This is a genomic window from Mesorhizobium sp. CA5, assembly GCF_020165105.1.
Classification (GTDB): Bacteria; Pseudomonadota; Alphaproteobacteria; order Rhizobiales; family Rhizobiaceae; genus Mesorhizobium.
Genome location: NZ_JAIUHJ010000003.1, coordinates 330,699 through 352,039, shown reverse-complemented (window position 1 = coordinate 352,039; position 21,341 = coordinate 330,699). Strand labels below are relative to the sequence as shown.

The following is a 21,341-nucleotide window of genomic DNA, read 5'->3' as shown; positions in this document are numbered from 1 at the left end:
AAATGGCAAAGACCAGCTCAGTCGAGAAGAACAACCGGCGCCGCAAGCTCGCCGACCAGTACGCCGCCAAGCGCACGGCGCTCAAGGCCATCATCATGGATCAGTCCAAGCCGATGGAAGAGCGTTTCCGCGCCCAGTTGAAGCTTTCGGCGCTGCCGCGCAACTCGGCCAAGATCCGCATCCGCAATCGCTGCGAGGTGACGGGCCGTCCGCGCGCCTACTATCGCAAGCTGAAGCTTTCGCGTATCGCGCTTCGCGATCTGGGCAATACCGGCCAGATCCCGGGCCTGGTCAAGTCGAGCTGGTAAGGAGACACTGAGATGTCATTGAGCGATCCTCTCGGCGATATGCTGACCCGCATCCGCAACGCCTATGGCCGCAAGAAGTCGAGCGTTTCGACCCCGGCCTCGCGTCTGCGTGCCCGCGTCCTCGAAGTGCTGAAGTCGGAAGGCTATATCCGCGACTACAGCCAGACCGACTTCGAAAACGGCAAGTCGGAAATCGAGATCGAGCTGAAATATTTCGACGGCGCCCCGGTTGTGCGCGAGATCGAGCGCGTCTCGAAGCCTGGCCGTCGCGTCTATGTCTCGGCCAAGTCGATCCCGCACGTCGCCAACGGCCTCGGCATCGCCATCCTTTCGACGCCGAAGGGCGTCATGGCCGACCATGAAGCGCGCGAGCAGAATGTCGGCGGCGAAATCCTCTGCCAGATCTTCTGATCGGCCAAGAGATTGATGAATGGGCTTCGGTTCTCGGGATCGCGCCCGGGAACTGGAACCTGAAACCAAAGAAGTGACGAGGACAACAAAATGTCTCGTATCGGAAAGAAACCCGTTTCGCTGCCGCAGGGCGTGACCGCGTCCGTCAACGGCCAGACCGTGACGGCGAAGGGCCCCAAGGGCGAGCTGAAGTTCGTGGTGAACGACGAAGTGCTGGTGAAGATGGAGAACAACGAGATCTCCGTCGAGCCGCGCGACCAGACCAAGACCGCCCGCTCCAAGTGGGGCATGTCGCGCACGCAGATCGTCAACATCCTGCAGGGCGTGAAGGACGGCTTCGAGAAGAAGCTCGAGATCACCGGCGTCGGCTATCGCGCGGCGTTGCAGGGTAAGAACCTGCAGCTGGCGCTCGGCTTCAGCCACGACGTGGTCTATCAGACGCCGCAGGGCATCACCATCACGGTGCCGAAGCCGACCGAAATCACGGTCTCGGGTATTGATAAGCAGCAGGTCGGCCAGGTCGCCGCCGAGATCCGCGAATATCGCGGTCCCGAGCCCTATAAGGGCAAGGGCGTGCGCTATGCCGACGAGCGCATCGTGCGCAAGGAAGGCAAGAAGAAGTAATAGGCCTGGCCCCGAGAAGTTGTAGACTTTTCGAAAAGGGCCAAGCCGCAGAAGTGTAACGCCGCGGGGAGCGGCCGCGGGAGGCTCGGCCTACCGCACAGGGTTGCCCCCGTTTTCTGAAGGCAAGGAACTGACATTATGGCAAGCCCCAAAGAAACCATCCAGCGCCGCGCACAGCGCGTGCGCCGCCAGCTGAAAAAGGTCGCCGGCGAGCGTCCGAGGCTTTCGGTGCACCGCACCTCGAAGAACATCTACGTCCAGGTGATCGACGACGCCAACGGCCACACGCTGGCCGCCGCCTCGACGCTGGAGAAGGACCTCAAGGGTTCGCTCAAGACCGGCGCCGACACCGCAGCCGCGGCCGCGGTCGGCAAGCTGATCGCCGAGCGCGCCGCCAAGGCCGGCGTCAAGGAAGTCGTCTTCGACCGCGGCCCGTACATCTATCACGGCCGCGTCAAGGCGCTGGCCGAGGCTGCCCGCGAAGGCGGTCTCAGCTTCTAATGCTTGATCCCGAACCGAGAGGTCCGCGCAGCGAAAAGTTGCAGACTTTTCGGACAAGATCATGCAAAGGAAAAGTTCGCCGCCGGCGACCCTAAAGCGGCGTCGGCAAACAGCAACCCGTGCTTCCGGAAAAGAACAAGGAACAGGATATGGCACAGGAACGTAGAGAAGGCGGCCGCGGCCGCGAGCGCGAAGAGCGTGACGACGGCATGGTGGACAAGCTCGTCCACATCAACCGCGTCGCCAAGGTGGTGAAGGGCGGCCGTCGTTTCGGTTTTGCCGCTCTCGTCGTCGTCGGCGACCAGAAGGGCCGCGTCGGCTTCGGCCACGGCAAGGCGCGCGAAGTGCCGGAAGCGATCCGCAAGGCGACCGAGTCGGCCAAGCGCGACATGATCTTCGTGCCGCTGCGTTCGGGCCGCACGCTGCATCACGACGTCGAGGGCCGCTGGGGCGCCGGACGCGTTCTGCTGCGCGCCGCCAAGCAAGGTACCGGCATCATCGCCGGCGGTCCGATGCGCGCCGTCTTCGAGACGCTCGGCATGCATGACGTGGTCGCCAAGTCGATGGGTTCGTCGAACCCCTACAACATGGTTCGCGCCACCTTCGACGCGCTGAAGAGCCAGATGCATCCGAAGGATGTGGCTGCCGCGCGCGGCATCAAGTACTCGACCCTTCAGGCCCGCCGCGGCACCGCCGTTGCGGCTGAAGAATAGTCGACGCTGACCAGGGATTTCGACCATGGCCAAGAAAGCTACCAAGACCATCACCGTCGAGCAGATCGGCTCTCCGATCCGCCGGCCGAAGGAGCAGCGCGCGACGCTGGTCGGCCTCGGCCTGAACAAGATGCACAAGCGGCGCACGCTGGAAGATACCCCTTCGGTGCGCGGCATGATCGCCGCCGTCCAGCACCTCGTCCGCGTCGTGGACGAGGCCTGAACGGAAGGGCAGGAGAAGAAACATGAAACTCAACGATCTGCGTGACAAGGACGGCGCGACGCACTCCAAGAAGCGTCTCGGCCGCGGCATCGGTTCCGGCTCGGGCAAGACCGCCGGTCGCGGCGTCAAGGGCCAGAAGGCCCGCTCTGGCGTTGCCATCAACGGCTTCGAGGGTGGCCAGATGCCGCTCTATCGGCGCCTGCCGAAGCGCGGCTTCAATAACATCTTCGCCAAGAGCTTCACTGTCGTGTCGCTGGCCCGCATCCAGGCTGCTGTCGATGCCAAGAAGCTCGACGCCAAGGCGACCGTGACGGCCGAGGCCCTGGTTGCCGCCGGCGTCATCCGCCGCGCCAAGGACGGCGTGCGCGTGCTCTCCGACGGCGAACTCAAGGCCAAGCTGTCCTTCGACGTCGCTGGCGCCTCCAAGGCTGCGATCGAGAAGATCGAGAAGGCCGGCGGTTCGGTGAAGCTGCCGGAAGCGGCCGCCGCCGAGTAACGGCGATTTGAAGCGCGGCCGACCGGGATGACTTCGCATATTCCGTCGAACCGCGCTTTGACCGGATGAATTGGGCGGCCGCGTCAACGCGGCCGCTTGCATGTTTACGGTCCCGAGCTTATCTCGTGAGCTTCGGTGACACGCGCCGCCTGAGCTGCGGCATCGAGCGCGACGTAGAAATCAAAGAAGTAGAGCATGATGTCGTCCGAAAACCGCTCCACATTTTTCGGCATCGTGCTCTAGCGGAGAATCAGGCATGGCCTCGGCTGCTGAACAACTAGCCTCCAATCTGAATTTCGCGGCCTTCGCCAAGGCCGAGGATCTCAAGAAGCGCATCTGGTTCACCATCGGCGCGCTGCTCGTCTACCGCCTCGGCACCTATATCCCGCTTCCCGGCATCAACCCCGATGCTTTCGCCCAGGCCTTCTCCTCGCAGAGCAAGGGCGTGCTCGGCATGTTCAACATGTTCGCCGGCGGCGCCGTGCAGCGCATGGCGATCTTCGCGCTGGGCATCATGCCCTACATCTCCGCCTCCATCATCATGCAGCTGATGACCTCGGTCATCCCGTCGCTGGAAACGCTGAAGAAGGAAGGCGAGCAGGGCCGCAAGATCATCAACCAGTACACGCGCTACGGCACCGTGCTCCTGGCGTTGATCCAGGCCTACGGCATTTCGATCGGCCTCGAGGGCGGCAACGGTATCGTCAACGATCCCGGCATGTTCTTCCGCATCTCGACAGTCGTCACGCTCGTCGGCGGCACCATGTTCCTGATGTGGCTCGGCGAGCAGATCACCGCGCGCGGCATCGGCAACGGCATTTCGCTGATCATCTTCTCCGGCATCGTCGCGGGCCTGCCGCGCGCGATCTCCGGCACGCTGGAACTCGGCCGTACCGGCGCGCTGTCGACGGGCCTCATCCTCGCGATCATCGTGCTGGCCATCATCGTCATTGCGCTCATCGTCTTCTTCGAACGCGCGCAGCGGCGCCTGCTCATCCAGTATCCGAAGCGCCAGGTCGGCAATCGCATGTTCCAGGGCGATACCTCGCATTTGCCGCTGAAGCTCAACACCTCCGGCGTCATCCCGCCGATCTTCGCGTCCTCGCTGCTGCTTCTGCCGGCGACCGTGGCGGGCTTCTCGCAGGCGACCAACCTGCCGGCCTGGGCAAGCACGATTCTCGCCTCGCTCGGCCACGGCCAGCCGCTCTACATGATCTTCTATGCGGGCATGATCATCTTCTTCGCCTTCTTCTACACGGCGATCGTCTTCAACCCGAAGGACACAGCCGACCAGCTCAAGAAGCACTCCGGCTTCATCCCGGGCTATCGGCCGGGCGAGCGCACCGCCGACTATATCGACTATGTTCTGACGCGCATTACCGTCATCGGCGCCATTTACCTGGTGCTGGTCTGTCTGCTGCCGGAGTTCCTGATTTCGGCGACTGGCGTACCTTTCTACCTCGGTGGCACATCGCTTCTGATCGTGGTCAGTGTCACGCTCGATACGGTGGCGCAGATTCAGGGTCACCTGATCGCGCACCAGTATGAGGGCCTGATCAAGAAGTCGAAGTTGCGCGGGGGGAAGAGGAGCAGATGAGGCTGATTTTGCTTGGGCCGCCAGGAGCGGGCAAGGGGACACAAGCACAAAGACTGGTTGAAAAACACGGCATCCCCCAGCTCTCGACGGGTGACATGCTGCGTGCCGCCGTCCAGGCCGGAACCGAGGTCGGCAAGCGTGCCAAGGCGGTGATGGATGCCGGTGAGCTGGTCTCGGATGCGATCGTCAACGCCATCGTCGCCGAGCGTATCGATCAGCCGGATTGCGCCAAGGGATTCATCCTCGACGGCTATCCGCGCACGCTGGTCCAGGCCGACGCGGTCGAGGCCATGCTTGCCGAACGCGGCATAGCGCTCGACACCGTCATAGAGCTCGTCGTCGACGACAAGGCGCTGGTTGGCCGAATCGTCAAACGCGCCGAGGACGCCAAGGCCGCCGGCCAGCCTGTGCGCAAGGACGACAACCCGGAGGTGTTCGAGGAACGCCTGCGCGAATACTACAAGAAGACGGCGCCGCTGACCGGCTACTACTACGCCAAGGGCAAGCTCAAGACCGTCGACGGCATGGCCGGTATGGATGCCGTGACCGCCGAGATCGGCAAGGTGCTCGCGGCCGCGGTGAAGTAGACCGGGCCGACACTAAAGATAGCGCTTGGCGACAATTAACGATTGCGCTTGACTGGAGTGGGCCGTTGGGGTATGGCGGCCCGTCTTCCTATCAGGCATGGACTTTGCTTGCCCTTGCGGGCAAGGCATCCGCTTTGAACCAGGAAACTCCCGCAAGGGCCGGCCTCCACCGGACGCGGGGCAACTTCGACAGCGCCGGCTCGTCCGGCCCAAATGGAGAAAGAGAAGAAAATGGCTCGTATAGCCGGCGTCAACATTCCGACCAACAAGCGCGTCGTCATCGCGCTTCAGTACATTCACGGCATCGGCAAGAAGTTTGCCCAGGAGATCGTCGACAAGGTCGGCATCCCGGCGGACCGCCGCGTCAACCAGCTGACCGACGCGGAAGTGCTGCAGATCCGCGAGACGATCGACCGCGACTACCAGGTCGAAGGCGACCTGCGCCGCGAAGTCTCGATGAACATCAAGCGGCTCATGGACCTCGGCTGCTACCGCGGCCTACGTCACCGTCGCTCGCTGCCGGTCCGCGGCCAGCGCACGCATACCAACGCCCGCACCCGCAAGGGTCCGGCCAAGGCGATCGCCGGCAAGAAGAAGTAATTGAGCGAATAGCGAGTAGCGGTTAGCGAGTAGGGGACCCTGTTCGCTATCCCCTACTCACTACTCGCTTTTCCAAGGTGGAGCCGCTGGCATTACGGCGGTGTAGAGATCAACTGAAAGGAATACCATGGCCAAGGAAGCCGCTCGTGTTCGCCGTCGCGAACGCAAGAACATTTCGTCGGGCGTTGCCCACGTCAATTCGACCTTTAACAACACCATGATCACCATCACCGACGCGCAGGGCAATTCGATTGCCTGGTCGTCGGCCGGTGCCCAGGGTTTCAAGGGTTCGCGCAAGTCGACCCCGTTTGCAGCCCAGATGGCTGCCGAGGACGTCGCCAAGAAGGCGCAGGAACACGGCATGCGCATGCTCGAGGTCGAGGTCTGCGGACCCGGCTCCGGTCGTGAATCGGCGCTCCGCGCGCTGCAGGCGGCGGGCTTCACCATCACCTCGATCCGTGACGTGACGCCGATCCCGCACAATGGCTGCCGCCCGCGCAAGAAGCGCCGCGTCTGATTTTTAAACGCCGCGCGAACGCCAAGGCGTTCCTCCGCGGTTTTCCGTGTCGCCCGCCACGATTGGATGGTGGCGGGGCAAAGGAAGGAAGACTTTTATGATCCAGAAAAACTGGCAGGAACTGATCAAGCCGAACAAGATCGAGTTCTCGTCGAAGAAGAAGACGCTGACCACGCTGGTGGCCGAGCCGCTCGAACGCGGCTTTGGCCTGACGCTGGGCAACGCGCTGCGGCGTGTGCTTCTGTCTTCGCTGCGCGGCGCGGCTGTCACCGCCGTGCAGATCGACGGCGTGCTGCACGAATTCTCGTCCATCGCCGGCGTGCGCGAGGACGTGACCGACATCGTGCTCAACATCAAGGAAATCGCCATCCGCATGGAAGGCGATGGCCCCAAGCGCATGGTCGTGCGCAAGCAGGGCCCGGGCGCCGTGCTCGCCGGCGACATCCAGACGGTCGGCGACGTCGAGATCCTCAACCCCGACCACGTGATCTGCACGCTGGACGAGGGCGCCGAGATCCGCATGGAGTTCACCGTCGACACCGGCAAGGGCTATGTGCCGGCCGAGCGCAACCGCGCCGAGGACGCGCCGATCGGGCTGATCCCGGTCGACAGCCTCTATTCGCCGGTCAAGAAGGTCTCCTACAAGGTCGAGAACACCCGCGAGGGCCAGGTTCTCGACTATGACAAGCTGACCATGACGATCGAGACCAACGGCTCGATTTCGGGCGAGGACGCGGTCGCTTTCGCCGCCCGCATCCTGCAGGACCAGCTTGGCCTGTTCGTCAACTTCGACGAGCCGCAGAAGGAAGTCGCCACCGAGGCCGTCACCGAGCTCGCCTTCAACCCGGCGCTGCTCAAGAAGGTCGACGAGCTCGAGCTTTCGGTGCGTTCGGCCAACTGCCTGAAGAACGACAACATCGTCTACATCGGCGACCTGATCCAGAAGACCGAAGCCGAGATGCTGCGCACCCCGAACTTCGGCCGCAAGTCGCTGAACGAGATCAAGGAAGTGCTGGCGGCCATGGGCCTCCATCTCGGCATGGAAGTGCCGGACTGGCCGCCGGAAAACATCGAAGACCTCGCCAAGCGTTACGAAGACCAATATTGAGCATGAATTCCAAGGATCGGCGGCGAGAGCCGCTCGATCCGACGGTCATGCGGAAAACCATCAGAGGCCGTGGCCTCTTGAACAACTGAAGAAGGAAAAGAGCCATGCGCCACGGTTTCAAAGGCCGTCGTTTCGCCCGCAGCATCAGCCACCGCAAGTCGATGTTCGCCAATCTCGCCGTGTCGCTGATCGAGCACGAGCAGATCGTCACCACCTTGCCGAAGGCGAAGGACCTGCGTCCGATCGTCGAGAAGCTCGTGACGCTCGGCAAGCGCGGTGACCTGCACGCCCGCCGCCAGGTGATCGCTCAGATCGGCAATGAAGGCGTCGTCAAGCGCCTGTTCGAGACCATCGCCCCGCGCTACGCCACCCGCAATGGCGGCTATCTGCGCATCATGAAGGCGGGTTTCCGCAAGGGCGACAACGCCGCGATGGCGGTCATCGAATTCGTCGATCGCGACACCTCGGCCAAGGGCGCCGCCGACCGCGCCCGCATAGAGGCTGAGGGCGCCAACGAGGAAGCCGCGGCCGCCTGAGGTCGCTGTTTCGTCAATGACTTCGAGGGGCCTACGGGCCCCTTTTGCATTTGGAGCAGGTTTGAGCGGCTGAGCGGAATTTCACGCCCAGGCTCAAGCTTTTGCGCGACAAGTGTCGCATTTGTGTGCATTAGCCTTTCATTCTGCACATTCGTCGAGACAATGGCGCCCTATCTGGAGGGATTCGAGAATGCACCTCAAACGACTGTTTCTTGTTGCCGCGCTGGCGGTCTTTGCCGCGGCACCGGCCGCAAGACAGGCTTTTGCCGAGGACGCCGCCAAGCCGGCCGATCCGGGCCTCTCCGACGTGCTGACCGATCTCTTGCATGGCGTCGAAGGCGAGAACGGCACGTCCGGCCCGGACAAGCGCGTGCCGTTCGGCCGCGAGGAAGTACAGCTCTCCTTCGCGCCGCTGGTCAAGCAGACGGCGCCGGCCGTCGTCAATGTCTATGCCTCGCAGACCGCAAAGGTGACGTCGCCCTTCGAAGGCGATCCCTTCTTCGAGGAGTTCTTCGGCCGTGCCCAGCCGCGCGCCCAGTCCTCGCTGGGCTCTGGCGTGCTGGTCGATCCGAGCGGCGTGATCGTCACCAACTTCCACGTCATCAAGGACGCCGACGAGGTGAAGGTCGCAACCGCCGACGGTCGCGAGTTCACCTCAAAGGTCATGCTCAAGGACGAGACGCTCGATCTCGCCGTGCTCAAGATCTCGGCCGACAAGCCGTTTCCGGTGATCGCCATCGGCGATTCCGACGCGCTTGAGGTCGGCGACCTTGTGCTCGCCATCGGCAATCCGTTCGGTGTCGGGCAGACCACCACCAGCGGCATTGTCTCGGCACTCGCCCGCAGCCATATCGGTGTTTCGGATTCGGGCTATTTCATCCAGACCGATGCCGCCATCAATCCCGGCAACTCCGGCGGCGCCCTGATCAACATGGGCGGCCAGCTGGTCGGCATCAACACGGCCATCTACAGCCGCAGCGGTGGTTCGATCGGCATCGGCTTCGCCATTCCTTCGAACATGGTGCGCGCCTTCGCCGACGCCGCCAAGGCCGGGCTCGACTTCTTCGAGCGTCCCTATATCGGAGCGGAATTCGAACTGGTGACGCCGCAGATCGCAGAGTCGCTCGGCATGGAGAAACCCACCGGCGCATTGGTGTCGTCCGTGGACGCCACCGGGCCTGCCGGCAAGGCCGGCCTGAAGCCTGGCGACGTCATCCTGTCGCTCAACAACACGCCGGTCGAAAGCATCGAGGCGCTCGACTACCGCATGGCGACGCTGTCGATCGGCACCAAGGCGACCTTCGCCGTGCTGAGCAAGGGGCAGCAGGCGACGTTGGAGATTCCGCTGGAGCGCGCGCCGGAAGGCGCCAAGCCCAGCGAGGTCACTTTGCGTGGCCGCAGTCCCTTTTCCGGCGCCAAGGTGGCGGAACTGTCGCCCAGGCTTGCCCAGCGGCTTGGCCTTCGCACCGACCTCAAGGGCGTCACCGTCATCGATATCAGCCGCGATTCGCCGGCCGCCGATTTCGGTTTCCAGCCGGGCGATATCGTGCGCGAGGTGAACGGCACCACCATCGAGACCGCGGAGACACTGGCGCAGGTTGCCCAGCAGGACACGCGCTGGTGGCGCTTTACCGTCGAGCGCGGCGGGCAGATACTGCGCCAGGTGTTGCGTTATTGAGGCGATCTGCCCATTTAGAGCATGATCATGATCCCGAACCGAAGGCCGGCGTAGCAAGAAGTGGGAGCCGGCGTTCGGATAAGATGGTGCTCGCAAAAGAGCGGAATCGCGTTTCAACCAAAAGACTTGCATGGCAGATCTGTTCAGTTCCGATGAGCCGGAGAAGGCGCCGCCCGGGCGGCCGCTGGCCGATCGGTTGCGCCCCAAGAATCTCGGCGAGGTCGTCGGGCAGGAGCATCTGACCGGCCCTGACGGCGCGCTGACCAGGTTGATCGATTCGGGTTCGCTCGGCTCGATGATCTTCTGGGGTCCGCCCGGCACCGGCAAGACGACGGTGGCGCGGCTGCTCGCCGGCGAGACCAATCTCGCTTTCGAGCAGATCTCTGCCGTGTTTTCCGGCGTCGCGGATCTCAAGAAAGTGTTCGAGGCGGCGAAGCTAAGGCGCTCGAACGGCCGCCAGACGCTGCTCTTCGTCGACGAGATCCATCGCTTCAACCGCGCCCAGCAGGACGGGTTTTTGCCGGTGATGGAAGACGGCACCGTGGTGCTGGTCGGCGCCACGACGGAGAACCCGTCCTTTGAGCTCAATGCAGCGCTTCTGTCGCGCGCGCGTGTGCTGGTGTTCCGTTCGCTGGGTGAGGACAGCATCGCCAAGCTTCTGGCCCGGGCAGAAGAAACCGAGGGCAGGGCGCTGCCGCTCGACGAAGAAGCGCGCGCCATGCTGATCCGCATGGCGGATGGCGACGGCCGCGCCTCGCTGACCCTGGCTGAGGAAGTCTGGCGCGCCGCCAAGAAAGGCGAAATGTTCGGGCCGGAAGGCCTGCAGCGCGTCATCCAGCGCCGTGCGCCCATCTACGACAAGGGCCAGGACGGCCATTACAATCTGATCTCGGCGCTACACAAATCGGTGCGCGGCTCCGATCCGGATGCCGCGCTTTATTACCTCGCCCGCATGTTCGATGCCGGCGAGGATCCTCTCTATCTCGGCCGCCGCCTCGTGCGCATGGCGGTGGAGGATATCGGGCTCGCCGACCCACAGGCGCTTGTCGTGGCCAATGCGGCCAAGGACGCCTATGACTATCTAGGCTCGCCAGAGGGCGAGCTCGCCTTTGCCCAGGCCGCCGTTTATCTCGCCACGGCGCCGAAATCGAACGCCGTCTACACTGCCTTCAAGGCCGCGACCGCGGCAGCCAAGGAGTTCGGCTCGCTGCTGCCGCCCAAGCACATCCTCAACGCGCCGACCAAGCTGATGAAGCAAGAGGATTACGGCGCCGGCTATCGCTACGACCATGACGAGCCGGAGGCGTTTTCAGGCCAGGACTATTTTCCGGAGAAGATGGGCCGGCGCACTTTCTACGATCCGCCGGAACGCGGTTTCGAGCGCGATATCCGCAAGCGGCTGGAATACTGGGCGAAGCTGCGAAGCGAACGGAACAGTTGAGTTACGCGGCCCGGCGGTCGGCACGCTTCGACGCGAAGCCGCGTTGTGGTGGACCACACCTGCTGCGGCATTGTGCCGGGAAACAAAAAATCCTATCAAGACGCACGGCTGGCGGGGGTCGCCGTGATGTTGTCCCATGGAACAGGATCGCGCTCCCGCGCGAATGACAATGACAAAGCAAACCGTCAAGACGCTCCGCAAGGCCGCCATCGCCGTCGTAGTTCTCGCGCTCGCCTTCTATTTCATCCCAATCCTGACCACCATCTGGGTCGTTTGCGGCCTGATCGATGTCATGCGCAACGACCAGAAGACCCAGAACCTGTTCGAGCGCTACTTCCTCGGCAACGGCCTGTTCACCTGGCTGTTGTCGCCGTTCAACCTGATCGTTGACCTTCTCAGCTACCGCAACCCCGGCGTCTGGAAGCCCGAGCAGTTCCCCGAGGACTATCAGCGCGAGATCAACGAGGTGCTGGGCGTCTTCAAGGCGCGCAAGGACGAGATCATCGCCGATATCGATGCCAATTTCGGCGCCGGCCGGCGCGGCATGTATGTCTACCAGTGGTACGGCAAGCACAAGATCGACAATGTTCCTGAATTCAACAAGGACTACAAATACATCAAGACGATCGCGGTATCCGTTTTCAGCAAGCGCGAATCGACGTCCTGGCATTTCGGTCCGCTCCGGCTCAGCCTGCGCATCCTCTACAATCTGATACCGGTCAAGGCCGAGATATTCGTCCAGTGCGGCAGCAAGAAGAACTACTGGTACGACAATCCGCTGTTCATCTTCGACGACACCCTGTTCCACCGCTCGGTCAACGAATATGACGGCCGCCGCTACTGCGTCTTCATCGATATCATCCGGCCGTCTCCGTTTCCCAGGCTGATCGCTGGCCTTCTCGCCATCGTCTCCGTCAGCGTGGAGCGTATCAATTCTGTCTTCTACAAGAACTGGAAGATGATCGGCTCGTCGAAGCCGAAGGCGGCCGCCAACTGACCACGGCCGAACCTCGCCTCAATCGGCCTTAAACCAACGTCCAATGGCGCGGACGAACCGCGACCTTTAGGACTCCAGCGCGGCTCCAGGACACGCGTAGCGATTTTTCGTCGGGAATTGCGCAAGATCAAATACGCGTTCCGGCCGGCGTTCTATCGAAAGCTGACCCGCAACTGGTAGCGGAATAGTCTACCGAGCATGATGACGGAGCGGCAGGAGGTTCCGCTCACCGGGAGGATAGGTTGATCGGACGGCAACCAGCCGTGCACGCGGACCAAGTCCAGGCCTCGGTCGCCAAGAGCGACGCAGCCCACTCGGCGGTCGTCGCCTCGTGGCGGCGGTCGCTCCAATTGCACGGCCTGGACCCCGCAGCACGCACGGCGCCGCGGCGGCTGACCGAAGGCGAGCTCAGGCTCACGAGGCAGCGCATGGAGCGGTTGATCCGCGCGGCCGAACCCAGCCTCAATCGGCTCTATCTCGCCGTGGGCGGCGTCGGCTGCTGCGTCATGCTGGCGGATCGAGACGGCATCCCGGTCGAGCGACGGGGCGCCGTCGCGGACGACGGGACATTCGATGAATGGGGCCTGTGGACCGGCACCGTCTGGAGCGAGGACAGCGAAGGCACCAACGGCATCGGCACCTGCATCGCCGACCAGCGCGCTCTGACCATCCACCGCGATCAGCATTTCTTCTCCCGCAACACGCTGCTGAGCTGCACCACGGCTCCGGTCTATGACCATGAAGGCAATCTGGCGGCGGCGCTCGATGTCTCGTCCTGCCGGTCGGACCTGACCGAGGGCTTTGTCCAGCTCATCGCGGTCGCGGTCGGCGACGCCGCGCGCCGGATCGAAGCGGAAAATTTCCGCATGGTGTTTTCGGATGCCCGCATCTTGCTCGCACCCGTCACCGAGCGCAGCGCCGGTGCGCTGATAGCGGTCGATTCGGATGATCTTGTGATCGGCGCGACGCGCTCTGCCCGTCTTGGTCTCGGCATAACGCGGGAAGCGCTGGCGAGAGGACTGCTTGCCACCGATATTCTCGGCGACTGCGCAAAGACCGCTGAGGATTTGGACGATGCCGAGCGTGGTGTGGTTCAGCGGGCGCTGGCGCGCGCCGGCGGCAACGTCTCGGCCGCCGCGCAGAACCTCGGCATCTCCCGCGCCACCCTGCATCGCAAGCTCGCCCGCTTCGACATTCGCCGCCCGCATTGATTGCAGACCGGACTGTCGCAGTTCTGCGACAGTCCGGCGCCACGATCATCCAGCCCCGGGCTGACAAGCCAACGCCGATCCGCAACCCTTCCTCCCATAGCGCCGCATCCCGCGGCGTGCTCATTGGGAGGCAGTGATGAACAAGGTGGAATTCTCGCGCACGGCCAAGGTTCCTTTCGCCAAGCGCTACGACAACTTCATCGGCGGCAAATGGGCGGCGCCGCTCTCCGGCAGATATTTCAAAAACATCTCGCCGGTCACCGGCCGGCCGCTCTGCGAAATCGCCCGGTCGGACGCAAATGACATCGAGGCCGCGCTTGATGCAGCCCACAAAGCCAAGGACGCCTGGGGCAAGACCAGCCCCGCGGCCCGCGCGCTGATCCTCAACCGCATCGCTGATCGCATGGAAGACAATCTCGACCTGCTGGCGCTCGCCGAGACCTGGGACAATGGCAAGCCGATCCGCGAGACGACCGCCGCCGACCTGCCTCTGGCCATCGACCATTTCCGCTATTTCGCCGGCGTGCTGCGCAGCCAGGAAGGTTCGATCTCCGAAATCGACCACGACACCGTCGCCTACCACTTCCATGAGCCGCTCGGTGTCGTCGGCCAGATCATTCCGTGGAACTTCCCGCTGCTGATGGCGGTGTGGAAGCTGGCGCCGGCGCTCGCCGCCGGCAATTGCGTGGTGCTGAAGCCCGCCGAACAGACACCCGCCACGATCATGCTGTGGGCCGACCTCATCGGTGACCTCTTGCCAGAAGGCGTGCTCAACATCGTCAACGGCTTCGGCCTTGAGGCCGGCAAGCCGCTCGCCTCGTCGAACCGCATCGCCAAGATCGCTTTCACCGGCGAGACGACCACCGGCCGCCTAATCTCGCAATATGCCAGCCACAACCTCATTCCGGTGACGCTCGAGCTTGGCGGCAAGTCGCCCAACATCTTCTTCCAGGATGTGACGGCGGAAGACGACGATTTCTTCGACAAGGCGATCGAGGGCTTCGTCATGTTCGCGCTCAACCAGGGCGAGGTCTGCACGTGCCCCAGCCGCGCGCTGGTGCATGAGAAGATCTACGACAAGTTCATCGAGCGCGCGCTGAAGCGTGTCGAGGCGATCGTCCAGGGCGATCCGCTCGATCCCGCCACCATGATCGGCGCGCAGGCCTCGAGCGAGCAGCTGGAAAAGATCCTGTCCTACTTCGACATCGGCCGCCAGGAAGGCGCCGAAGTCTTGACCGGCGGCGAGCGGAACCATCTGCCGGGCGATCTCGCCGGCGGCTACTACATCAAGCCGACCGTGTTCAAGGGCAACAACAAGATGCGCATCTTCCAGGAGGAGATCTTTGGACCCGTCGTGTCCGTGACGACCTTCAAGGACGATGACGAGGCGCTGTCGATCGCCAACGACACTCTCTACGGCCTCGGCGCCGGCATCTGGAGCCGCGACGCGAACCGCTGCTACCGCTTCGGCCGCGCCATCCAGGCCGGGCGTGTCTGGACCAACTGCTATCACGCCTATCCGGCGCATGCCGCCTTCGGCGGCTACAAGCAGTCCGGCATCGGCCGCGAGACGCACAAGATGATGCTCGACCACTATCAGCAGACCAAGAACATGCTGGTCAGCTACAGCCCGAAGAAGCTCGGCTTCTTCTGATCCTCCCAGGGCGAAGAGGAGGGCGCGGCCCACCCGCGTCCTCCCGTCAGTCGAGGAGGATTTGATGGACAAGCCTTCATTGGGCAAGGTGTCGGCCACGCCGGAGGCCGAGGCGCTGCTTGCCGAGATCATCGCCGATCACGGCCCGGTTCTGTTCCATCAGTCCGGCGGCTGCTGCGACGGCTCCTCGCCGATGTGCTACCCGCGTGGCGAGTTCATGATCGGCGACAATGAAGTGAAATTGGGCGAAATCGGCGATACGCCGGTCTATATCAGCGCCTCTCAATATGAGGCGTGGAAGCACACCGATCTCATCATCGATGTGGTGAAGGGCAGGGGCGGGATGTTCTCGCTCGACAATGGCCGCGAGAAGCGCTTTCTGACGCGCTCGACCGTCTGCGCGGTGCTTACGCCTTCGGGCAATTGATCAGACGACGTTTGGGGTAATTATCGCTCTTTGTTGGGCCTTTGGCTCGCAACCTGTCCGCCTTAGTGCTATGGCGCCGCTTTCGAATGGAAAAGCAAAGTCATGGCAGGTGTTGAACAGATCACGGTTGAGGCCGGTGAGGCGGGCATGCGGCTCGACCGCTGGTTCAAGGTCCATTATCCGGGCCTCGGCTTCGGCCATCTGCAGAAGTTGCTTCGGTCGGGGCAGATCCGGGTCGATGGCGGCCGGGTGAAGGCCGACACGCGTGTGGAGCCCGGCCAGTCTGTCCGCGTTCCGCCGCTCGACGTCGATAAGAAGGGCGATGCGCCGCTCACCGGCCACTCGATCCGCAACCAGGGCGATGCCGACGTGCTCGCCAAGATGCTCCTGCATGAGGATCCGAAAGTTTTCGTCTTCAACAAGCCGGCTGGCCTGGCGGTCCAGGGCGGCTCCGGCGTCACCCGCAATGTCGACGACATGCTGGAGGCCTGGCGCAACAAGAAGGGCGAGAAGCCGCGCCTCGTCCATCGCCTCGATCGCGACACGTCCGGCGTGCTGGTGGTTGCCCGTACCCGTCTTGCGGCGATGAAGCTGTCGGAGGCGTTCCGCGCGCGAGAGACCAAGAAAACCTACTGGGCGCTGGTCAAGGGCGTGCCGCCCAAGCGCGAGGACAAGATCTCGACCTGGCTGATCAAGGAGCCCACGGAAGATGGCGACCGCGTGCGCGTAGCCGCGCATGGCGAGAAGGGCGCCGACCACGCCGTCTCCTACTACCGTGTCATCGAGCAGGCGGCGCAGACGATGACCTGGCTGGAGATGGAGCCCTATACCGGCCGCACGCACCAGCTTCGCGTTCACTCCGCCTACATAGGTTGCCCGATCATCGGCGATCCCAAATATTTCGAGGCCGATACCAACTGGGATTTCCCGGGCGGCATTCAAAACCGCCTGCACCTGCATGCGCGCCGCATCATCATCCCGCATCCGGACCACGGCGTCATCGACGTCACGGCGCCGATGCCGCCGCATATGCGCCAGAGCTGGAACCTGATCGGCTTCGACGACCAGAGCGCGGAAGACTGACTTGGCTGTCGCCCCCGCATTGGATCGCCGCGATGCAGTCGACATGGCCGCGGCGGCCATCATGGTCGGGCTGACCTTTTCCTGGGGCCTGAACTATGTCGCCGCCAAGGTGTCATACTCCGGCTACGACCCTGTCTTCGTCTCGATCGCACGTTCGCTCATCGGGGGAGCCTGCGTGTTCGTCTGGTGCCGGCTGCGCGGCATCAAGCTCTTCGAAGCGGATCGGACGCTGGCCGCCGGTATCGTCGTCGGCGTGCTCTTCGGCGTCGAGTTCCTGTGTCTCTATATCGGCCTCGAATACACGACCGTTGCCCGCAACACGCTCCTGGTCAACACCATGCCGTTCTGGGTGCTGATCGGCGGACATTTCCTGCTTGGCGAGCGTATCAATGCGCGCAAGCTCGGTGGCCTTGTTCTCGCCTTCTGCGGTCTGGCGGCGGTCTTCTCCGACGGCATCACTGCCGGCAGCGGCGCGACACTGACCGGCGATCTGCTCAGTCTCGGCTCTGGCATTCTCTGGGCAGCGACCAGCATCGTCATCAAACGATCGAGGCTGGTCGAGACGCGCGCGGAGAAACTGCTGCTCTATCAGCTGGCCGGCGCGGCCGTCGTTGGTATCCTGGTGATGCCTTTCGCCGGCCCGCCCATTCGAGCGCTTGCCGTCCTGCCGACACTGGCGCTGCTGTTCCAGTCTTTCTATATCGTCGCCTTCACCTATGTGTTGTGGTTCTGGCTGCTCACGCGCTATCCGGCGGCCGGCTTGTCGAGCTTCGCCTTTCTGTCGCCGGTGTTCGGCGTCCTGTGCGGCGCGGTGCTGTTGGGCGAGCTGCCGACGACCAGGATTTTCCTGGCGCTCGGCCTTATTGCCACCGGGCTGATCATCGTCAATCGCCCGGCGCGCAGACAACCCGCACCATAGATCAGCTCGCGGAACGGCAAGCTGCCCTATCTCTTTGTGTTGACGCGATTGCGGACGCAAAACCGCTTCACACTTTTCCTCAAATTGCTTTAAGGAGTTCGGCATGCGCGACATCCTCGAAGACCTCGAAGCCGGTAAGCTGCTTTCAGATCCCGATCCTGTGCGCCGCGCCCAGATCCAGATGAAGACGCCGCTGCCGAAGCGTTTCTACCAGGCTGTTTCGGTGACTCCCGTCGAGAATGGCTTTGCCGTTCATCTCGACGGCCGCCCGGTGCGCACGCCGGGCAAGGCTGTGATGGTGTTGCCGACCGAAAAGGCTGCAGCACTTGTGGCCGCTGAATTCAGCGCGCAAGGCGAAGTCATCGATCCCCTGACGATGCCGGTCATGCGGCTAGTGAACACCGCCATCGACGGCGTCGCCTCCGATCCGCAGGCGGTGCTGGAGGATATCCTGCGCTTCGCCTCGTCCGATCTTCTTTGCTACCGCGCCGACGGCCCGCAAGGCCTGGTCGATCGCCAAAACAAGCATTGGGACCCGGTGCTGGACTGGGCGCGCGGCCATCTCGGCGCACGCTTCAACCTTGCCGAAGGCGTCGTCCATGTCGAGCAGCCCCGCGAAACCATCGCCGTCCTCGGCGCGCATCTTGGCCAGCGCTCGGAGCCGATGCGGCTGGCCGCCATCCATGTCATGACCGCGCTGACCGGCTCGGCGCTGCTGGCGCTGGCCGTCGATTTCGGCGAGCTCGACGGCGAGGAAGCCTGGGCGGCCGGCCATGTCGACGAGGATTGGCAGATCGAGCATTGGGGCCAGGATGCGGAGGCCTTGGCGCGCCGCTTGGCGCGCAAGCGCGACATGATGGCGGCGGTCAGCCTGCTCGAGGCGCTGCAGGGCTAAAGTAACTTCAGGAACGCCGCACAACGGGTTCCGTTCAGAATACCGCTTGGCCACTGACAGCTATCCGGCAACCGATCCTATGCTATTATTCGCCGCGCAATCGGGGGGCGGCAATGTCAGACTTTCGGAATGCGGTAACCTCAATGCCGGCCAGGGAGCGCCTGGCTAAAGCGCCCCATGGCGCAAAAGTTGTGATCCATGCCACTGCCGCCGAGACGAACGGCGCATTCGGGATGTGGGAAACTTTCACCCCACCCGGGAAAGGCCCGGCCCCTCACACTCACACCCGAGAGACCGAGGTTTTTCGGGTGATACGCGGGATCTATCGTTTCCAATGTGGTGACGAGGAATTCGATGCCCCTCCAGGCGCCGTCGTTGTTTTGCCTCCTCACGTGCGTCACAGTTGGCGAAACATTGGCGACGAGCCCGGGCAGATGTTTGCAATAGTGACGCCGGGTGGCTTCGAGCAACTCTTCATGGAGATAGAGGCCTCTGGCGCCGACGCGCCCGACGAGATCGCATTGATTGAAGCACGCCTTGGGATAATCAACGACGAGACGGTGGCGATCAATCGCTGACGCTTGGCCATGCATCTTGAGAAACGCTTCCTTTCCAAGAAGACACATTCGATCGGCGATATTTGCGGCCCGGTGCCGGAAATGATCCGCTCCAAGTGCTGCACTCAGCTTTCGCAGCGCACCTAATACCAAAGTCATAATCCCATCGTCGCGGTGCCTTTCGCCCGCCCTTTCTGTCATTTTTCCTTCGTTGGCTGCGTTTTTGAGTCCGCGTTCGCAGGAGCGCGGACGGTGGCGCGCAGCCATCGAGGACAGACGGGATCTCACGGGAGGATATATCAATGGCAATGGCTTCGACCGCCGGCGGAACCAGCCGCGGCATGACGCGGGAGGAGAAGAAGGTCATCTTCGCCTCCTCGCTCGGTACCGTTTTCGAGTGGTATGATTTCTATCTCTACGGCTCGCTGGCCGCCTTCATCGGCTCGACCTTCTTCAGCCCGGCGATTCCCGAAGCGACGCGCAACATCTTCGCGCTGCTGGCCTTTGCCGCCGGCTTCCTTGTGCGTCCGTTCGGCGCGCTCGTGTTTGGCCGCATCGGCGATCTCGTCGGCCGCAAATACACCTTCCTCGTCACTATGACGATCATGGGCCTGTCCACCTTCCTGGTGGGCCTGCTGCCCGGCTATGCCAGTTGGGGCATCGCGGCGCCCGTGATCCTGATCGGGCTGCGCATGCTGCAGGGCCTTGCGCTTGGCGGCGAGTATGGCGGTGCCGCGACCTACGTCGCCGAACACGCGCCGGACGACCGACGCGGCTACTACACGTCCTGGATCCAGACCACGGCGACGCTCGGCCTGTTCCTGTCGCTGATCGTCATCCTGATCGTCCAGGGCTCGCTCAGCAAGGAGACCTACGCCAGTTGGGGTTGGCGCATCCCCTTCATCGTCTCGTTCCTGCTGCTCGCCATCTCGATCTGGATCCGGCTGTCGCTTTCGGAGTCGCCGACCTTCCAGCGCATGAAGGAGGAAGGTAAGGGCTCCAAGGCGCCGTTAACGGAAGCTTTCGGTCAGTGGAAGAACGCCAAGATCGCCCTTCTGGCGCTGCTCGGCCTTACCGCCGGCCAGGCCGTGATCTGGTACAACGGGCAGTTCTACGCCCTGTTCTTCCTGCAGAACGTGCTGAAGGTCGACGCATGGTCGGTCAACGTCATGATCGCTATCGCGCTGGCCGTCGGCTCGATCTTCTTCGTCGTGTTCGGCTGGCTGTCGGACAAGATCGGCCGTAAGCCCATCATCATGGCAGGCCTTGCGTTGGGCATCGTCTGCACCTTCCCGCTGTTCAAGGCTCTGACCTGGGCCGCCAATCCGGCTCTGGCCACCGCGCAGCAGAACACCCGCGCGACGGTGACGGCGGCGCCCGGCGACTGCAAGTTCCAGTTCAATCCTGTCGGCACGGCGAAGTTCACGACATCCTGTGATATCGCGACGTCGTTCCTGACCAAGAACTCGGTGCCTTACGACGTCGTTGCGACGGCAGCGCCCGGCACGGCTGCCACGGTCAAGATCGGCAACGAGACGGTGGCGTCCTATGATGCCGTTGCCGCTGGCGATCAGGCCAAGGCCAAGGAGGCGGCCTTCCAGAAAGCGGTGAACATGGCGCTGCGGGACGGCGGCTATCCGCTGAAGCGCGCCGCGGCCAAGGTTCCGGACCAGAAGCTCGACGCCTTCATCGCGGCCAATCCCGAACTCAAGCTCGATGCCGCGGCCATCCGCGGCGGCGAAAAGGCGACGGTTCCGGCCGACAAGGCGATCGCCGACAAGCTGCTGACCAAGGAGGAGGCGGCGGGTGCGCCCGAAGTCACCGTCTACAATATCCCGGGCGGCGGTCCGTTCGCCATGACTGCCGATCCGGCAGCCATCAACTGGCCGCTCACGATCGGCATCCTGTTCATCCTGGTGCTGTTCGTGACCATGGTCTATGGGCCGATCGCAGCCATCCTGGTCGAGATGTTCCCGACCCGCATTCGCTACACCGGCATGTCGCTGCCCTACCACATTGGCAATGGCTGGTTCGGCGGTCTGCTGCCGGCAACGGTGTTCGCGCTCAGCGCCTACAAGGGCGATATCTACTACGGTCTCTGGTACCCGGTTATCATCGCGGCAATGTCGCTTATCATCGGCATGATCTTCGTCAGGGATACGCTCGGCACAGACCTCCACGCCAAGGAATGACCTCGGTCATCCCGTTCAAACAGAAGGCCCGGCGTGAGCGATCACGCCGGGCTTTTTTCATGCCCA

Annotated in this window: 24 protein-coding genes; all 24 read left to right on the top strand. The window is 63.2% G+C overall.

Features of this window, described 5'->3' with window-relative positions:
- The first annotated feature begins 2 nt into the window (after positions 1-2).
- Positions 3-308 carry a 30S ribosomal protein S14 gene (gene rpsN, locus LB529_RS06580; protein ID WP_042642199.1) on the top strand — a complete coding sequence of 102 codons (306 nt, stop codon included), beginning with the start codon at positions 3-5 and terminating at the stop codon, positions 306-308.
- 12 nt (positions 309-320) lie between these two features.
- Positions 321-719, top strand: coding sequence for a 30S ribosomal protein S8 (gene rpsH, locus LB529_RS06575; protein WP_066989600.1), 399 nt, complete (start codon positions 321-323; stop codon positions 717-719).
- 90 nt (positions 720-809) lie between these two features.
- Positions 810-1,343, top strand: coding sequence for a 50S ribosomal protein L6 (gene rplF / locus LB529_RS06570; protein WP_095765508.1), 534 nt, complete (start codon positions 810-812; stop codon positions 1,341-1,343).
- A gap of 138 nt (positions 1,344-1,481) precedes the next feature.
- The gene (gene rplR / locus LB529_RS06565; RefSeq protein ID WP_095765507.1) at positions 1,482-1,844 is read left to right on the top strand and encodes a 50S ribosomal protein L18; all 363 of its coding nucleotides are present in this window, start codon (positions 1,482-1,484) and stop codon (positions 1,842-1,844) included.
- 149 nt (positions 1,845-1,993) lie between these two features.
- Positions 1,994-2,557: a 30S ribosomal protein S5 gene (rpsE, locus tag LB529_RS06560; RefSeq protein WP_032933400.1), complete on the top strand. Its 564-nt coding sequence runs from the start codon at positions 1,994-1,996 to the stop codon at positions 2,555-2,557.
- Between the two features lie 25 nt (positions 2,558-2,582).
- Positions 2,583-2,780: a 50S ribosomal protein L30 gene (rpmD, locus tag LB529_RS06555; RefSeq protein WP_027170355.1), complete on the top strand. Its 198-nt coding sequence runs from the start codon at positions 2,583-2,585 to the stop codon at positions 2,778-2,780.
- A 22-nt stretch (positions 2,781-2,802) separates the two neighbouring features.
- Entirely contained in the window at positions 2,803-3,276 is a 474-nt protein-coding gene (rplO, locus tag LB529_RS06550) for a 50S ribosomal protein L15 (protein ID WP_095765506.1), read from the top strand.
- A 256-nt stretch (positions 3,277-3,532) separates the two neighbouring features.
- Entirely contained in the window at positions 3,533-4,873 is a 1,341-nt protein-coding gene (gene secY, locus LB529_RS06545; protein ID WP_095765505.1) for a preprotein translocase subunit SecY, read from the top strand.
- The gene (locus LB529_RS06540; protein WP_224710588.1) at positions 4,870-5,460 is read left to right on the top strand and encodes an adenylate kinase; all 591 of its coding nucleotides are present in this window, start codon (positions 4,870-4,872) and stop codon (positions 5,458-5,460) included. The genes secY and LB529_RS06540 overlap by 4 nt, the downstream gene beginning before the upstream one ends.
- A gap of 231 nt (positions 5,461-5,691) precedes the next feature.
- Complete coding sequence (gene rpsM / locus LB529_RS06535; RefSeq protein ID WP_027170351.1) at positions 5,692-6,060, top strand: 30S ribosomal protein S13; 369 nt, start codon at positions 5,692-5,694, stop codon at positions 6,058-6,060.
- A 127-nt stretch (positions 6,061-6,187) separates the two neighbouring features.
- Entirely contained in the window at positions 6,188-6,577 is a 390-nt protein-coding gene (rpsK, locus tag LB529_RS06530) for a 30S ribosomal protein S11 (protein WP_006205444.1), read from the top strand.
- Positions 6,578-6,674: 97 nt separating this feature from the next.
- Positions 6,675-7,685 (top strand): DNA-directed RNA polymerase subunit alpha, encoded by a 1,011-nt coding sequence (locus LB529_RS06525; protein ID WP_027170350.1) that lies wholly within the window; start codon positions 6,675-6,677, stop codon positions 7,683-7,685.
- Between the two features lie 104 nt (positions 7,686-7,789).
- Positions 7,790-8,221: a 50S ribosomal protein L17 gene (gene rplQ, locus LB529_RS06520; protein ID WP_140544883.1), complete on the top strand. Its 432-nt coding sequence runs from the start codon at positions 7,790-7,792 to the stop codon at positions 8,219-8,221.
- Positions 8,222-8,411: 190 nt separating this feature from the next.
- Entirely contained in the window at positions 8,412-9,899 is a 1,488-nt protein-coding gene (locus tag LB529_RS06515) for a DegQ family serine endoprotease (protein WP_224710587.1), read from the top strand.
- A gap of 130 nt (positions 9,900-10,029) precedes the next feature.
- Positions 10,030-11,340: a replication-associated recombination protein A gene (locus LB529_RS06510; protein WP_224710586.1), complete on the top strand. Its 1,311-nt coding sequence runs from the start codon at positions 10,030-10,032 to the stop codon at positions 11,338-11,340.
- A gap of 169 nt (positions 11,341-11,509) precedes the next feature.
- Positions 11,510-12,337, top strand: a complete 828-nt coding sequence (locus tag LB529_RS06505) for an aspartyl/asparaginyl beta-hydroxylase domain-containing protein (RefSeq protein ID WP_224710585.1) — start codon at positions 11,510-11,512, stop codon at positions 12,335-12,337.
- A gap of 263 nt (positions 12,338-12,600) precedes the next feature.
- On the top strand, positions 12,601-13,548 hold the full coding sequence (locus LB529_RS06500) for a helix-turn-helix domain-containing protein (protein WP_224710584.1): 948 nt from the start codon (positions 12,601-12,603) through the stop codon (positions 13,546-13,548).
- A 136-nt stretch (positions 13,549-13,684) separates the two neighbouring features.
- Positions 13,685-15,202, top strand: a complete 1,518-nt coding sequence (adh, locus tag LB529_RS06495) for an aldehyde dehydrogenase (protein ID WP_224710583.1) — start codon at positions 13,685-13,687, stop codon at positions 15,200-15,202.
- Between the two features lie 64 nt (positions 15,203-15,266).
- Positions 15,267-15,629 (top strand): DUF779 domain-containing protein, encoded by a 363-nt coding sequence (locus LB529_RS06490; protein WP_224710582.1) that lies wholly within the window; start codon positions 15,267-15,269, stop codon positions 15,627-15,629.
- A gap of 102 nt (positions 15,630-15,731) precedes the next feature.
- Entirely contained in the window at positions 15,732-16,712 is a 981-nt protein-coding gene (locus LB529_RS06485) for an RluA family pseudouridine synthase (RefSeq protein WP_224710581.1), read from the top strand.
- Positions 16,713-16,755: 43 nt separating this feature from the next.
- A complete protein-coding gene (locus tag LB529_RS06480) occupies positions 16,756-17,631 on the top strand; it encodes a DMT family transporter (protein WP_224710599.1) in 876 nt (291 codons plus the stop codon).
- A gap of 103 nt (positions 17,632-17,734) precedes the next feature.
- Positions 17,735-18,526 (top strand): ATP12 family chaperone protein, encoded by a 792-nt coding sequence (locus LB529_RS06475; RefSeq protein ID WP_224710580.1) that lies wholly within the window; start codon positions 17,735-17,737, stop codon positions 18,524-18,526.
- 113 nt (positions 18,527-18,639) lie between these two features.
- Positions 18,640-19,104 carry a cupin domain-containing protein gene (locus LB529_RS06470; protein ID WP_224710579.1) on the top strand — a complete coding sequence of 155 codons (465 nt, stop codon included), beginning with the start codon at positions 18,640-18,642 and terminating at the stop codon, positions 19,102-19,104.
- 281 nt (positions 19,105-19,385) lie between these two features.
- Positions 19,386-21,275, top strand: a complete 1,890-nt coding sequence (locus LB529_RS06465) for an MFS transporter (RefSeq protein ID WP_140847586.1) — start codon at positions 19,386-19,388, stop codon at positions 21,273-21,275.
- Positions 21,276-21,341 lie beyond the last annotated feature (66 nt).

Excerpts from the sequence above, each read along its gene's own strand:
- rplQ (WP_140544883.1), top strand. The coding sequence starts at position 7,790 with ATGCGCCACGGTTTCAAAGGCCGTCGTTTCGCCCGCAGCATCAGCCAC.
- LB529_RS06510 (WP_224710586.1), top strand. The coding sequence starts at position 10,030 with ATGGCAGATCTGTTCAGTTCCGATGAGCCGGAGAAGGCGCCGCCCGGG.
- rpmD (WP_027170355.1), top strand. The coding sequence starts at position 2,583 with ATGGCCAAGAAAGCTACCAAGACCATCACCGTCGAGCAGATCGGCTCT.
- LB529_RS06515 (WP_224710587.1), top strand. The coding sequence starts at position 8,412 with ATGCACCTCAAACGACTGTTTCTTGTTGCCGCGCTGGCGGTCTTTGCC.
- rplR (WP_095765507.1), top strand. The coding sequence starts at position 1,482 with ATGGCAAGCCCCAAAGAAACCATCCAGCGCCGCGCACAGCGCGTGCGC.
- rpsN (WP_042642199.1), top strand. The coding sequence starts at position 3 with ATGGCAAAGACCAGCTCAGTCGAGAAGAACAACCGGCGCCGCAAGCTC.
- rplO (WP_095765506.1), top strand. The coding sequence starts at position 2,803 with ATGAAACTCAACGATCTGCGTGACAAGGACGGCGCGACGCACTCCAAG.
- LB529_RS06505 (WP_224710585.1), top strand. The coding sequence starts at position 11,510 with ATGACAAAGCAAACCGTCAAGACGCTCCGCAAGGCCGCCATCGCCGTC.
- LB529_RS06485 (WP_224710581.1), top strand. The coding sequence starts at position 15,732 with ATGGCAGGTGTTGAACAGATCACGGTTGAGGCCGGTGAGGCGGGCATG.
- rpsM (WP_027170351.1), top strand. The coding sequence starts at position 5,692 with ATGGCTCGTATAGCCGGCGTCAACATTCCGACCAACAAGCGCGTCGTC.
- rplF (WP_095765508.1), top strand. The coding sequence starts at position 810 with ATGTCTCGTATCGGAAAGAAACCCGTTTCGCTGCCGCAGGGCGTGACC.
- LB529_RS06480 (WP_224710599.1), top strand. The coding sequence starts at position 16,756 with ATGGCCGCGGCGGCCATCATGGTCGGGCTGACCTTTTCCTGGGGCCTG.
- LB529_RS06475 (WP_224710580.1), top strand. The coding sequence starts at position 17,735 with ATGCGCGACATCCTCGAAGACCTCGAAGCCGGTAAGCTGCTTTCAGAT.
- LB529_RS06465 (WP_140847586.1), top strand. The coding sequence starts at position 19,386 with ATGGCAATGGCTTCGACCGCCGGCGGAACCAGCCGCGGCATGACGCGG.
- LB529_RS06490 (WP_224710582.1), top strand. The coding sequence starts at position 15,267 with ATGGACAAGCCTTCATTGGGCAAGGTGTCGGCCACGCCGGAGGCCGAG.
- rpsH (WP_066989600.1), top strand. The coding sequence starts at position 321 with ATGTCATTGAGCGATCCTCTCGGCGATATGCTGACCCGCATCCGCAAC.
- rpsE (WP_032933400.1), top strand. The coding sequence starts at position 1,994 with ATGGCACAGGAACGTAGAGAAGGCGGCCGCGGCCGCGAGCGCGAAGAG.
- rpsK (WP_006205444.1), top strand. The coding sequence starts at position 6,188 with ATGGCCAAGGAAGCCGCTCGTGTTCGCCGTCGCGAACGCAAGAACATT.
- adh (WP_224710583.1), top strand. The coding sequence starts at position 13,685 with ATGAACAAGGTGGAATTCTCGCGCACGGCCAAGGTTCCTTTCGCCAAG.
- LB529_RS06540 (WP_224710588.1), top strand. The coding sequence starts at position 4,870 with ATGAGGCTGATTTTGCTTGGGCCGCCAGGAGCGGGCAAGGGGACACAA.
- LB529_RS06525 (WP_027170350.1), top strand. The coding sequence starts at position 6,675 with ATGATCCAGAAAAACTGGCAGGAACTGATCAAGCCGAACAAGATCGAG.
- secY (WP_095765505.1), top strand. The coding sequence starts at position 3,533 with ATGGCCTCGGCTGCTGAACAACTAGCCTCCAATCTGAATTTCGCGGCC.
- LB529_RS06470 (WP_224710579.1), top strand. The coding sequence starts at position 18,640 with ATGTCAGACTTTCGGAATGCGGTAACCTCAATGCCGGCCAGGGAGCGC.